A 13,292-nucleotide genomic window follows, 5' to 3' on the forward strand; every position below is an offset into this window, starting at 1 on the left:
GCTTGCCATTACGCCCCCTCCCTGGAATTCCTGGTTATAAACTTAATTCCTTCTTGAAATACTCGATAGTGCGCGTCAAGCCGTCTTCCAGGCTGACCTTCGGTTCCCAGCCCAGCTTTTCCTTGGCCAGCGCAATGTTTGGCTGACGCTGTTTCGGATCGTCCGATGGCAGGGGCTTGAAGACCAGTTTGCTGGTCGAACCCGTCAGCTTCAAGACCATTTCGGCCAGTTCCAGCATCGTGTATTCACAAGGGTTGCCGATATTCACCGGGCCGGTGAAATCGTCGGGCGAATTCATCATGCGCACCATTACATTGATCAAGTCATCGACATAGCAGAAGCTGCGAGTCTGCTGGCCTTCGCCATAGATGGTGATGTCTTCGCCGCGAATTGCCTGCACGATAAAATTGCTGACGACGCGGCCATCGTTCGGATGCATGCGCGGGCCATAGGTATTGAAGATGCGCACCACTTTGATCAGCAAAGCGTGCTGACGCCAGTAATCGAAGAACAAGGTTTCAGCACAGCGCTTGCCTTCGTCGTAGCAACTACGGATGCCCACCGGGTTCACGCGGCCCCAGTACTCTTCCGGTTGCGGATGCACTTCCGGATCGCCATACACTTCCGACGTCGATGCTTGCAGGATGCGCGCTTGCAAGCGCTTTGCCAATCCCAGCATGTTAATGGCGCCATGCACGCTGGTCTTCGTCGTTTGCACGGGATCGAACTGGTAGTGCACGGGCGAGGCCGGGCATGCCAGATTGTAGATTTGCTCAACTTCTACATACAAAGGAAAGGTGACGTCGTGGCGCATCACTTCGAAATACGGATTGGTCATCAAATGCGCGATGTTGCGCTTGCTGCCCGTAAAGAAATTATCGACGCACAAGACATCATTTCCAGTCCTGATCAATTCCTCACACAAATGTGAGCCAAGGAAACCGGCGCCGCCGCTTACTAGAATTTTTTTCATCGCAATATACTTTTAAAAGTTTGCCTATTCGGCAGGTTTGGCGGTCAAGCGCCCATATCAATATGCGGCGGTGCGGCAGCCAGCACGGAGCCGGCACGCTTCGCCTGAGCCGCTGCTATGCCCGGCGGCCAATCGGGAAATACTCAAAGCCATGCGCAAGCACCGTCGCCGGGTCGTAAATATTCCGTCCGTCGAAAATCACCGGTGTTTTCAATTTTTCTTTAATCACTGCAAAATCAGGGCTGCGGAATTCTTTCCACTCAGTCACGATTACCAAGGCGTCGGCGCCATCCAGGGCGTCCTGATGCGATTCCGCAAAAGTAATTCCATCTTGCCCAGCATAAATTCGCTTGGCCTCATGCAAGGACACGGGATCGTATGCGCTCACCACGGCACCTGCCGCCAGCAAATCGGCGATCAGTTCACGGCTTGGCGCTTCACGCATGTCATCCGTATTCGGCTTGAAGGCCAGGCCCCAGATGGCGAAACGCATGCCCTTCAGGGTGGCGCCAAAACGGGCCTTGATCTTCTTTGTCAGCACATGCTTTTGGGCATTGTTGACCGACTCCACGGCATTCAATATCTGCAGATCCTGCTGATGTTCCTTGGCTGTGCCGATGAGCGCCTTCACATCTTTGGGGAAACAAGAACCGCCGTAGCCGCAACCGGGATACAGGAAGTGATAACCGATGCGGGGATCGGAGCCCATGCCCAGGCGCACCGACTCGATATCGGCGCCGAGGCGCTCGGACAAATCGGCCAGCTCGTTCATAAAGGAAATACGCGTCGCCAGCATCGCGTTCGCTGCATACTTGGTCAGTTCGGCCGACTTCACATCCATGATGATCAGGCGCTCATGGTTGCGCTGGAACGGCGCATACAACTCGCGCATCAGGTGGATAGCCTGTTCATCATCGGCGCCGACGACGATACGGTCGGGACGCATGAAATCGTCGATGGCAGCGCCTTCCTTCAGGAATTCCGGATTGGACACTACGCTGTAGCCGATATCGGCGGAACGCAATGCCAATTCTTCTGCCACAACGGCTGCCACCTTGCTGGCCGTGCCTACCGGCACCGTCGATTTGTCGACAATCACCTTGTAACCCTGCATGTGCTGACCGATGCTGCGCGCTGCCGCGAGCACATACTTCAGATCGGCCGAGCCATCTTCATCTGGCGGCGTGCCGACAGCAATAAATTGCACCGAAGCATGATCATGATCAACAGCCTTGTTGACGTCGGTGGTGAACTGCAGGCGGCCGGCGGCGATATTGCGCTGTACCATTTCCAGCAGATGCGGCTCAAAAATTGGGATGCCGCCTTCATTCAGGATACGGATCTTCTCCGCGTCCAGGTCCAGGCACAGCACATTGTTGCCGACTTCCGCAAAACAGGTACCGCTGACCAAGCCAACATACCCCGTGCCAATGACAGTCACATTCATAATCTTACTCTTTTAAAAATCTTCTACTTTATCGATGGATAACGGCTATCCTGCCTGATGCTGGCAACAGAAGCAGGCATCAGGCATCAGGCCCATACGGGCATGGCGAACGCGATGCTTAACCGATCAGGTCCCAGGACAGGGGCGTACCGCGCGGCACATCGCTGGTCACGCACTTGCCCAGGAAAACGTCCATGAACTTGGTCGGCAGCCCCAAGCCAGGACGGATTGCACGCAGATTTTCCTTCGTTAACATCTCGCCCGCCTTGATATCTTGCGAAACATACAGCGAACGACGGAATTGCAGCGATTTCATCTCGGCTGCGGTCGGACCGTAAGCAACGTGACCCAGCGCTTGCCAGGCACGCTCGGTCTCTACCACCAGTTGCGCCATTTCAGCCGGTTCCATCGAGAACGTGCTATCGACGCCGCCGTCGGCACGGCTCAAGGTGAAGTGTTTTTCCACCACGCTGGCGCCCAGCGCCACGCTGGCCACCGACACGCCCACACCCATGGTGTGATCGGACAGGCCGACTTCACAGCCGAATAATTCACGCAAATGCGGAATCGTCAGGATATTCGTATTCGCGGCCGTGGCAGGATAAGTGCTGGTGCATTTGAGCAGGATCAAATCGCGGCAACCGGCCTCGCGCGCTGCGCGCACAGTTTCGTCTAGCTCGGCAACGGTTGCCATGCCCGTGGAAATAATCACTGGCTTGCCAGTGGCTGCCACGCGGCGTATCAACGGCAAGTCGGTGTTTTCAAACGAGGCAATCTTGTAGCAGCAGTCCATGTCCAGCGTTTCCAGGAAGTCGACTGCCGTGTCGTCAAACGGTGTGCTGAACGGGATCATGCCCAGTTCACGCGCGCGCTGGAAGATCGGTGCGTGCCATTCCCAAGGCGTGTACGCTTCACCGTACAGCTTGTACAACGACGTGCCGGCCCACAGGCTCTTGGGATCGCTGATGTGAAATTCCCGCTCATCCAGATCCAGCGTCATGGTATCTGGCGTATAGGTCTGAATTTTCAGCGCATGCGCACCTGTCCTGGCCGCAGCCTCAACAATTTCCAGCGCGCGTTCCAGCGATTGATTGTGATTGCCGGACATTTCCGCGATCACGAATGGCGGATGGTTTTTGCCGATCAGGCGATTGCCGATTTTTATCGAATCAGTCATATTTTTAGTTCACCTTCTTAAAATAGCATGTGGAATCCCTGACATACGATGCAGCCAGGAACAGGCGGTGCGAAGGCTGGTTATCGCCCAGCACCTCGGCCCTTATTATCTTGATATCAGAACGCGCTGTTCGCAGCCATTGCTCGGCACTTGCCAGCAACTCTGCACCCAAGCCCCGTTGCTTCGTGCCGGGAACCAGGTAAATCGATACTTCGGCGCTATCGTCACGCACATCAAACCGCACCACGCCTGCAGCGTGGCCATCGGCGTGGTGTCCAATCAGCAAAATGCGCTGCGCATCGCTTAACACAGCATCAAACCAGCGTTGATGACTCTCCGCCGTGATCGGCGCCGTATTGCGCGACACAGCACGGATTGCATCATCGTTACGCCAGGCCATCAAGGCCGCCGAATCCCCGGCAGTGGCAAGGCGCAATGCGATGGCATTGCTCCCCATCAAGCGGGCCACGCGCGCAGCACCACGGCCATCGACAATCTCGAGACTGCGGCGCGACAGGAAATTACGCAAACCCGGATTATCCAGCAATGCCAGATAATGGCGCAAGAAGGTCTCTTCCAAGGTATCGCCAAGCTCGATGCGCGGAGCATAAATGAAGCCGGCGTGCGCCGCGTCATTGACCAGTTGCCGCTGATTTTCCGCGACGCAAACGGTCAAAGCTGGCAAACCAAGACAGCAACGTTCCCAGGTAGCAGTACCGCCTGCTCCCATCGCCAAATCGGCTTGCGCCATCAATTCGGCCATGCGCGAGGTTTGCACGTGGCATTCATAGCCATGTTGCATGCAGCTGGCTTCGATCGCCGCACGCGCCGGATGTTGCGCACCAATCACGACATCGACCTGCACTTCCGGCCTGGCGGCACGCGCCAGTGCGGCAATGGCGGGCGCCGTGTAGTTGTCGGCATCTATGCCGCCAAAGAACACCAGGACGCGCTGCACAGCGGCGTCTCGCGGCCTGACGTGGGATTGCTGCACCACGAACTCCTGGCGCAGCAAGGCATACGCTGGACCCAGGAGCTTCTTGCACGACAAAGGCAACAAATGATCGTAGCGCTGCTGCATGCCCAGATAAAAATTCTGGTCCAACAAAATATCGCAGTCATGCCGGCGATCAGCAAGATCATCGACGACCATGATCGTGTTTGCGAATGACCTCGCCACGCGTTCCCACTGCTCATCAAGCGCGTAATGATCGACAATCAGGCAGTCATGCAGCGGCCTATGTGACAAAGCCTCGCACACATCCGCAATTTCTTGCTCCAGAGACACACCCAGCCAGGAAAAATGCCCAACCTGACTGGCCGTGACCACCTTGTCATCCACAGGCGCGGGCAATGCAATCACCTCGAAGTCATTCGACACCAGCCAGTTGATATAGTTACCGGGCAGTTTTCGGCAAATAAAGGTGACGGATGCGCCACGCGACCGGAGCTCTTTCGCCAAGGTTGTACAGCGCATGACGTGACCGCTCCCCATCTGTACGGAAGCATCGACGCGAATGACAACGGAGCTACTCATCGCACCTTGAATAGTGGTTCCAAGGGTTTGCAGCGCAGCAAACCTTCCAGCGTTCCATCCTTGACGGCCTAACCAGCATCGGCACGACTTCTTCATAAGCCGAAAACAGCTTCTCGAGATCGCTGTCGCTATGGCTGTAGTTGACGTTATGGGTACCGAACGTCAGAATGCCGCGCGCCAACATTTCTTGCATGAACAAGGTCTTGATATGCCATTGCGTGTACGGAGCAGCATCCTTGATCAGCACGAAACTCCAGCTCGGATGGCCAGCAACGCTCATGATGTGCTGCGCCGCATTCGTCTCGATGATGGCATTGAGGCGGTCAATAATTTTCTGCCCCTGCTTCTTGATCGTCGCCACGACAGGTTCGCGCTGTAATTTCTCCATCGTGGCCAAGGCCGCTGCCAGCGACAGCGTTTCGCCACCGAAGGTGAACGAGAAGAAGATTTCTTCCATGAGCTTCATGACATCGGCGCGGCCGGCGATGGCAGATACCGGGTAGCCATTTGCCAGGCCCTTGCCGAACGTGGCAAGGTCGGGCGTGACGCCAAACAGCTCTTGCGCACCACCATTGGCGTAGCGGAAGCCGGTGATGGTTTCATCAAAGATCAGCAGCGCGCCGTGCTTGTGTGCCAGTGCCTTGACGCCCTCGAGGAATCCTTCCTTAGGTGCGTACACATTCATCGGTTCGAGGATCACGGCCGATATCTGCTCGGGGAAGTCGGCAAACAGCTTTTCCAGCGATGCCAGGTCATTGTACGCAAAGGTATGCGTGAGTTCGCGCGTGGCAACGGGAACGCCGCGGTTGCGCGCGGTCGAACCGATGTACCAGTCCTGCCAGCCATGGTAGCCGCACACGGCCACATGTTCGCGGTTAGTGTAAGCACGCGCCACACGGATGGCGCCAGAGGTGGCATCGGAACCATTCTTGCCGAAACGCACCATCTCGGCGCAAGGCACGATTTCGCAAATTTTCTCCGCGACCTGCATTTCAATCTGATGCGGCAGGCTGAAAATGACGCCCTCGTCCAACTGCGCCTTGACCGCATTGGTCACGTCTCTCGTCGTTGTAGCCGAGCGTGATCGACGCCAGACTGCTGATGAAGTCGATGTATTCATTTCCATCCACATCCCATACATGGCTACCCTTGCCGCGTTGAATAAAGTACGGCGAAACACCCAATGGAAACTGGGTTTTGCTCTTGCTGAAAGTCTGCGAGCCGAGCGGGATCGTTTTAAGGGCGCGTTCCAATAACTCTTCAGAGCGTTGATAGCGTGTAGACATATTAGTTCTCTATGGTGGGGGGGGTAGTCGGTACGGCATCGGCGTCGAGCGATTTCTGATATCCCTCGTTACGTCCATGTATGGTGTTCCAATTTACTAATTCGGGGCGCTGCTCCAGCAGGGACAGGACATCCTGCATTGAAAACCGCGTGTTTTTCCGATACAGCGCGTCATAAATCATGGAAACCAGCTCGAAATCCTTCGGCTCATCCACCGTCCAGCGCAAGTGCGACAAATCCGTGGCGTGACGGTACACACCCACCTTATAGCGCCCGGTTTGCTGATGAATGAACGGCGTAACATGCTCGCGCTGCGACGGCAGACGCGCTTCGCGCCACGCCTCATCCAGGCAAGAGGCGCGGAAAATTTCCACATCAAGGCCATCGGGGTAGCTGGCCTCGACACAATTACTGACGTAGTCGTAGCCGCCGGCCAGATAAAACGCGATAACCTCGTCGATCAACGCGGGGTCAGTCAGCGGACAATCGGCCGTCAAACGCACGATATGCTCGGGTGCAAACGTTTGCGCCGCCTGGTGAAAACGCTCCAGCACGTCGTTCAGATCGCCCCTGAAGCAAGCGATGCCGTTAGCCACGCACAATGCTTCAATGGCATCATCCGACGCTTCGCGGCTCGTTGCCACCAGCAATTGATCGATCTGGCGCACGTCGCGCAAACGCTCGATCTGGCGCAGCAGCATCGGCTCGCCCAGCAAGGGCTTGAGCACCTTGCCTGGCAGCCGCGACGATGAAACACGGGCCTGCAGTATTGCCAATATCATGATTTTCCCTTTGCCTGCTGCCACAAGGCCGGATTGACGATCGCTTCGTCGCAGATCGCAAACGCGTCATAGCCGGCGCGCGCGGCGCCTGCGGCCGTGTGTCCGGCCGCCGCGCATATTTCCTGTAGTTGCACACTGGAATTGACGCCACATACCACCTGGTCGATCTCCTCCAGCCAGGTCACAAAGCCCAGCGCGGCTTGCAGCGGCGTCAGACCTTGTCCGGCAATAAAACGGTGATAGGCGGCCAAATGCTCGCGCACACCGTCAAAATGGGCCGGCAAGTCATGGGGCGCCATCAGCAGCAAGCCTTGCAGGAACGCGGAGCGGGCATGTATCTCGACGCCAGCCTGTTTCAATTTGCGCAAATGTCCGCTATGCAGCAGACGCTGGTCCAGCACGTTGATCGGCAGCTGAATCAGGTCGATCGGGAAGCGCGCCAGTACGGCATCAATCTGCTGCCCAGTATAGACGGACACGCCAATCTTGCTGACCAGACCCCGTTGCTTCAACAGTGCCATGCGCGCCATCAGCGCTTCTCCGCCCGGCAACAATAAATCGTCGACGCGGTGGATCAGCAGGCCATAGACGCTGGGGCGCTGCAGCTTGCGCAGCGAGGCGTGCAGGCTGTCTTCCAGTTGCTGCGCCTCCACTTCGGTCACGGCCGCCCCGGAAAACTGCGGCGTCTTGGTCACGATATCGAAAGGCGCGGCAGGCGACATCACACGGCCAAGCACCGCCTCGCTGTCGCCATACAGTGCCGCCGTATCGATCAATGTCAATTGCAACCGGGCCGCAGCGGCCAGAATCGCCGCCACTTCCCCTTCGCTGACCTTGCCTGCCGTATTGGCGATACCATAATCGAGCCCGAACTGAACTGCGCCCAAGCCTATTTTCATTTCAGCGCTTTCCGCAAGGCCTCGATAACGCGGTCTTGCTGCTCGTCCGTGAAGGTGGCATACATGGGCAGGCTGATGGCTTGCGAATAATAATGTTCGCTTCCGGGAAATCGCCCGGTTTGAAACCTTTTGCCTCATAGTAAGGCTGGGTATGCACGGGAATATAGTGCAGATTGACGCCGATCGATTGCGCGCGCAGGGCGTCGAAGACGTCGCGGTGCGTCTGCGTCAAGCGCTCGGTCTGCAGGCGGATCACATACAGATGCAAGCCTGAATAGCCGTCAGGATGCTGCCATGGCGTGATGACAGGGAAATCAGCCAGCAAGGCATCATAGCGGCGCGCCATGACATGGCGATGTGCCACGAACTCATCGAGGCGCACCATCTGGCTCAGGCCAAGCGCCGCCTGCATGTCGGTCATGCGGTAGTTGTAGCCGAGCGTGACCTGCTGGTAATACCATGCGCCATCGGGCGCATGTGTCATCAGCTCAGGATCGCGCGTAATGCCATGGCTGCGCAGTTGCTGCAGGCTGGTCGCCAACTGTGCATCTTGCGTGGTAGCCATGCCGCCTTCGGCACTGGTAATAATCTTCACAGGGTGAAAGCTGAAGACGGTAATGTCGCTGTAGCGGCAATTGCCTATGGCTTCGCCACGATACTTGCCGCCGATGGCATGCGAAGCATCTTCGATAATCTTGAAACCGTATTCCTGGCCCAATGCATGGATGGCAAGCATGTCGCAAGGCTGCCCCGTCAAATGCACGGGGATGACAACCTTCGGCAGACGCCCAGCCAGCTTCGCCTGTGCCAGCTTGTGCGCCAACGCCTCCACGCTCAGATTGTAGGTGCGCGCATCGATATCGACAAAGTCGACATCGGCGCCACAATACAAGGCGCAATTAGCACTGGCAACGAAGGTATTTGGACTGGTCCAGACCAGATCCCCCGGGCCGACGCCCAGTGCCAGGCATGCTATATGCAAGGCACTCGTGGCGCTATTGACTGCAATCGCGTGGGATACGCCGCAATATGTCGCCAGCGCTTGCTCGAACGCCGGCACCGCCGGCCCCTGCGTCAGAAAGTCGGAGCGCAAGACATCGACGACGGCCTGAATATCGGCCTCGGAAATATCCTGTCGACCGTAAGGAATCATCGTCATGTTTTACGCGGTATGGGTAGGGTCAACGTGAGCCTGGATCAACTCGCGCAATTGTTCCTTGCTCAGGAAATCGGTATTGCTGCCACTGTCATAGCAGAAACCTGGCGGCACCAATTTGGCGCCCATCTTGTCGCAATACTCTTGCGTCGAATACTTGGCGCTCATCGGCAGGATGGCGTAATACTTGCCCATATCAACGGTATTGAAACTGTCGCTGGAAGTGATCATTTCCTCATGAATCTTTTCGCCTGGACGCACGCCGACAACAGGGAAGCTGCATTCAGGACCAATGGCTTCAGCCACATCGGTGATGCGGTAGGAAGGAATCTTCGGCACCAGTACTTCGCCGCCCCAGGCGTTCTCGAGCGACCACAGCACCATGTCCACGCCTTCTTGCAGACTGATGTTGAAACGAGTCATGGCCGTATCGGTGATCGGCAGGACCCCCGTCGCGCGCGCGGCGCTCGAGGAAGAATGGAATCACCGACCCGCGGCTGCCCATTACGTTACCGTAACGAACGACGCTGAAACGCAGATCGCGATGACCAACGATATTATTGGCTGCAACGAACAGCTTGTCCGAGCACAGCTTGGTAGCGCCGTACAGATTGATCGGCGCGGCAGCCTTGTCTGTCGACAAGGCAACTACACGTTGCACTTTGGTATCCAGGCAAGCCTCGATCAGGTTTTGCGCACCCAATACGTTGGTCTTGATGCATTCGAACGGGTTATATTCCGCTGCGGGCACTTGTTTCAACGCAGCAGCATGAATCACGATATCAATCCCTTCCAGCGCACGGCGCAGGCGGGCTTCATCGCGGATGTCGCCGATGAAATAACGGATACCGGCATACTTTTCATCCGAAAACTCATGCGCCATTTCAAACTGCTTCAATTCATCGCGCGAAAATACCACGAGGCGCTTGATGGTCGGATAACGATAACGCTCCAGCACGGTTTTGACAAAGGCCTTGCCGAACGAACCCGTTCCGCCGGTAATGAGAATAGACTTATCTGATAACATTTTTATATTATTAATTAAATGAGAATAACGAATTAAATAAACGCAACATGCTCAGCAGATACCGATATCGTTAACAAATCGGCATCATATCCGTCGGGGCGACTCGGTAGCACATTGCACTAACCAGGAGAAGGAGAGGATAGATATTGCCCGAGACTCAGCCGGACATACATTTACCCTAGCCTGGTCAGCGCAACAAATTGACGTGCCTCAAAACGGGAACCGTAACAAGCTCAAAGTAATCGAGAGCCCGAGCAACACAGCCAGCCACTTTGACAACCGACTAATCGATGAATCATCCCACATCAAAGATGACATGAATCCAAGAAGATCAGAATGCGCTGAATGATGTGACGCAAGATATTTCTAATTGCTTTTTAAAAATACAGTCGCACCATTTTAACATTATTGTCTTGCTAAAAATACGAAATTCTCGCCTAAAAACCACATCCCGCCATGCAACCACAGCTCCATTTCTTCGCAACAACGATAGACAGAAAGCATATTGTCTGCATAAATATACTGCAGCAGATGCAGAAAATATTTTCAATTAAGCAAGCAATGACGCAATGACTGATAATGCAATTAACGGCCTGCTCCGGCACTCCGCATCACACGGCAGAGCACCCCAGCTGCAACGCCATCCATCCCTCCGGCATGCCAGCGACGGCACGCCGCCAACAGTCAACACTTTTCGACATTTCCAGATGCTGCCTTCCAAACCTGCATGATATATGCACAGCCTCCTATTTTCTAACCATCTTGTACGGTTTTACACCTTGTCACAATTCCGCAGCAACATAGCCACCGCCACCACCTATAATATTTTCCCTGCATGCCAGATTCTGCCGCACATGCTTTAAAGCAAGCCAATCCTCAACAATTCCCACCTGCTGCGGCCATGACAGCAAGCCAGGTCGTCTATGCGCCCATACCCGTCAAAGAGAAATACCACGCTATCAAATCTTTAAAGAAAGCCCGCAGGCTTCACGCGGGAAAGTTGCTAGAGCAATAATTTCAGCAGACAACAAGACAGTCACGCCGCCTGCGGCATCGACCCCGAGGCAACAACACGCAAAAAAAAAAAAAAAACGCTGGGGACAATGCCCCAGCGTCTGCGCCATCCAGAATACAGACTGATAAACGTTATTACTTCAACAAACCACCCAGCAACGCCGCCACCTTCTGCTTCGGCTTGACCGGCACCGGCGTCGTGCTGCTGGCAACCGGGGCTGCTGCCTTGGCCGGCTCATATGGCTTCAGGAACCAGGGATCGGCCTTTTCGCGGCGGGCGCCAGGACCGAAGGCGGGACGCGTGCCGCGTTCGGCAGAGCGGCTGTCGCGGCTCTCGCCGACATGGCGGCTCTCGGAGGCGCGCGCGGGACGCGCCTCGCCACCTTCGCTGCGGCGCGGCGGACGGCGCTCGCTGTCGCTGCTGCTGCGGGCCGGAGCCGGGTTGAAGCCCGTCAATTCTCCGCGCTTGATGCTTTGCTTGATGAGCTTCTCGATATCGGCCAGCAAGCGCTCGTCTTTATCCGAGTAGATCGAAATGGCGTCGCCCGAGGCGCCGGCGCGGCCCGTGCGGCCAATGCGGTGCACATAGTCTTCCGCGTTGTACGGCAAGTCGAAGTTGATGACGCAAGGCAAGTCGGAAATGTCCAGGCCGCGCGCCGCCACATCGGTGGCCACCAGCACGTCGATCTCGCCCTTCTTGAACGCTTCCAGCGCCGCCATGCGCTCTTGCTGGCTCTTGTCGCCGTGAATCGCCGTGGCGCTCATGCCTTCCTGCTCCAGCACGCGGGCCAGGCGCGAGGCGCCGATCTTGGTGTTCGAAAACACGATGACCTGTTTCAGGTCGCGCTGGCGCAGCAGATGGGCGACCAGGGCATGCTTCTGGTCTTCCGTCACCTTGTAGACCACTTGCGTGACCTTACGGCCGTCTGGTTGCTGCGCGCCACTTCGATCGTCAGCGGATCGTTGAGGAAGGTCGCGGCCAGTTTCTTGATTTCTGGCGAGAACGTGGCCGAGAACATCAGGTTCTGGCGTTGCTTCGGCAACAAGTTGATGATGCGCTGCAAGTCCGGCAGGAAACCCATGTCCAGCATGCGGTCCGCTTCATCCATGACCAGCATCTGCACCTGGCTCAGGCTGATGTTCTTTTGCTCGATATGGTCGAGCAGGCGGCCCGGCGTGGCGATCACGATTTCGACGCCGCCGCGCAGGATGACGGTTTGCGGCTTCATGTCCATGCCGCCGAAGACGACGGTCGAACGCAGCGGCGTGTGCTTGGCGTAAGCCTTGACGTTTTCCGCCACCTGCACCGCCAGTTCGCGGGTCGGCGTCAGGATCAGCGCGCGCACCGGGTGGCGTGCCGGCGACATGCTGCTGCTGGCATGCGCCATCAGCAACTGGATGATCGGCAAGGAAAAACCGGCCGTCTTGCCGGTACCCGTTTGCGCGGCGCCCATCACATCGCGGCCTTGCAATACCACGGGAATCGCTTGTTCCTGGATCGGTGTCGGATGGGTGTAGCCCTGGTCGGTCAGGGCGCGCTGGATTTCGGGCGCAAGGCCAAAGTCGGCAAAAGTCAGGCTGGGAGCAGCGGATGCGGCAGGTGCAGGTGCAGCGGCGGGCGCCGCGTCAGGGGCAATCGCCGGGCTGGGCGTAGGAGTCGATTCGGTTTCAGACATAAATTTTCTGGTGTGCCTCCGCACTGCGGAAGCCATGCTTTCTCAATAAACAACATTTCGGGGCACAGGCAGCTCCGTCTTGCAAGCCATGGATCATCGTTCTTGCGGCACCTCCGTGCTCCGGGACATGCTGTAGGGCGTATGCGGGAGCGTCGAAGAGGTGTGCTGCGATGGCGGCGGAGATCGCGCCGGCGGAACATCGCGCGCAGAAGATACAATATCAGTGCTGTAAACGATACCCTAATTCACCGCAACTGTACACGGAAACCGTGATTTTTGAGCAAAAAGCGTTCCAGCAACGACGCGCCGGGATGCCGTA

General features: G+C 56.6%; 11 protein-coding genes and 1 pseudogene. All 12 read right to left on the minus strand.

Translation table 11 applies throughout. The annotated features are described in order from the left end of the window. Positions 1–34: 34 nt before the first annotated feature. Positions 35–973, minus strand: coding sequence for a UDP-glucuronic acid decarboxylase family protein (locus ACQVLG_RS02305; protein WP_230539894.1), 939 nt, complete (start codon positions 971–973; stop codon positions 35–37). A gap of 115 nt (positions 974–1,088) precedes the next feature. Next, positions 1,089–2,420, minus strand: a complete 1,332-nt coding sequence (locus tag ACQVLG_RS02310) for a UDP-glucose dehydrogenase family protein (protein ID WP_474292671.1) — start codon at positions 2,418–2,420, stop codon at positions 1,089–1,091. A 118-nt stretch (positions 2,421–2,538) separates the two neighbouring features. After that, positions 2,539–3,528 (minus strand): pseudaminic acid synthase, encoded by a 990-nt coding sequence (gene pseI / locus ACQVLG_RS02315; protein WP_474292672.1) that lies wholly within the window; start codon positions 3,526–3,528, stop codon positions 2,539–2,541. A 73-nt stretch (positions 3,529–3,601) separates the two neighbouring features. After that, positions 3,602–5,134, minus strand: a complete 1,533-nt coding sequence (gene pseG / locus ACQVLG_RS02320) for a UDP-2,4-diacetamido-2,4,6-trideoxy-beta-L-altropyranose hydrolase (RefSeq protein WP_474292674.1) — start codon at positions 5,132–5,134, stop codon at positions 3,602–3,604. Continuing rightward, positions 5,127–6,191 (minus strand): aminotransferase class III-fold pyridoxal phosphate-dependent enzyme, encoded by a 1,065-nt coding sequence (locus tag ACQVLG_RS02325; RefSeq protein WP_474292675.1) that lies wholly within the window; start codon positions 6,189–6,191, stop codon positions 5,127–5,129. Before ACQVLG_RS02325 ends, pseG begins: the two co-directional genes overlap by 8 nt. After that, positions 6,127–6,420 (minus strand): aminotransferase class III-fold pyridoxal phosphate-dependent enzyme, encoded by a 294-nt coding sequence (locus ACQVLG_RS02330; protein WP_474292677.1) that lies wholly within the window; start codon positions 6,418–6,420, stop codon positions 6,127–6,129. Before ACQVLG_RS02330 ends, ACQVLG_RS02325 begins: the two co-directional genes overlap by 65 nt. A 1-nt stretch (position 6,421) precedes the next feature. After that, positions 6,422–7,201, minus strand: a complete 780-nt coding sequence (locus ACQVLG_RS02335) for a cytidylyltransferase domain-containing protein (RefSeq protein ID WP_230539899.1) — start codon at positions 7,199–7,201, stop codon at positions 6,422–6,424. Further along, positions 7,198–8,100 carry an aldo/keto reductase gene (locus ACQVLG_RS02340; protein ID WP_474292679.1) on the minus strand — a complete coding sequence of 301 codons (903 nt, stop codon included), beginning with the start codon at positions 8,098–8,100 and terminating at the stop codon, positions 7,198–7,200. The genes ACQVLG_RS02335 and ACQVLG_RS02340 overlap by 4 nt, the downstream gene beginning before the upstream one ends. A 1-nt stretch (position 8,101) precedes the next feature. Then, complete coding sequence (gene pseC, locus ACQVLG_RS02345; RefSeq protein WP_474292681.1) at positions 8,102–9,259, minus strand: UDP-4-amino-4,6-dideoxy-N-acetyl-beta-L-altrosamine transaminase; 1,158 nt, start codon at positions 9,257–9,259, stop codon at positions 8,102–8,104. A 3-nt stretch (positions 9,260–9,262) separates the two neighbouring features. Beyond that, the gene (locus tag ACQVLG_RS02350; protein ID WP_474295503.1) at positions 9,263–9,664 is read right to left on the minus strand and encodes a polysaccharide biosynthesis protein; all 402 of its coding nucleotides are present in this window, start codon (positions 9,662–9,664) and stop codon (positions 9,263–9,265) included. Then, entirely contained in the window at positions 9,555–10,283 is a 729-nt protein-coding gene (locus ACQVLG_RS02355; RefSeq protein ID WP_474292682.1) for an SDR family NAD(P)-dependent oxidoreductase, read from the minus strand. The genes ACQVLG_RS02350 and ACQVLG_RS02355 overlap by 110 nt, the downstream gene beginning before the upstream one ends. Before the next feature lie 1,149 nt (positions 10,284–11,432). Beyond that, positions 11,433–12,973: pseudogene (locus ACQVLG_RS02360) on the minus strand (DEAD/DEAH box helicase). Positions 12,974–13,292: the final 319 nt, after the last annotated feature.

It is taken from the genome of Janthinobacterium sp. TPC_1, assembly GCF_056037845.1.

Bases quoted from the DNA above. Each gene is read 5' to 3' on its own strand.
- ACQVLG_RS02305 (WP_230539894.1), bottom strand. From the start codon at position 973: ATGAAAAAAATTCTAGTAAGCGGCGGCGCCGGTTTCCTTGGCTCACAT.
- ACQVLG_RS02310 (WP_474292671.1), bottom strand. From the start codon at position 2,420: ATGAATGTGACTGTCATTGGCACGGGGTATGTTGGCTTGGTCAGCGGT.
- pseI (WP_474292672.1), bottom strand. From the start codon at position 3,528: ATGTCCGGCAATCACAATCAATCGCTGGAACGCGCGCTGGAAATTGTT.
- pseG (WP_474292674.1), bottom strand. From the start codon at position 5,134: ATGAGTAGCTCCGTTGTCATTCGCGTCGATGCTTCCGTACAGATGGGG.
- ACQVLG_RS02330 (WP_474292677.1), bottom strand. From the start codon at position 6,420: ATGTCTACACGCTATCAACGCTCTGAAGAGTTATTGGAACGCGCCCTT.
- ACQVLG_RS02335 (WP_230539899.1), bottom strand. From the start codon at position 7,201: ATGATATTGGCAATACTGCAGGCCCGTGTTTCATCGTCGCGGCTGCCA.
- ACQVLG_RS02340 (WP_474292679.1), bottom strand. From the start codon at position 8,100: ATGAAAATAGGCTTGGGCGCAGTTCAGTTCGGGCTCGATTATGGTATC.
- pseC (WP_474292681.1), bottom strand. From the start codon at position 9,259: ATGACGATGATTCCTTACGGTCGACAGGATATTTCCGAGGCCGATATT.
- ACQVLG_RS02355 (WP_474292682.1), bottom strand. From the start codon at position 10,283: ATGTTATCAGATAAGTCTATTCTCATTACCGGCGGAACGGGTTCGTTC.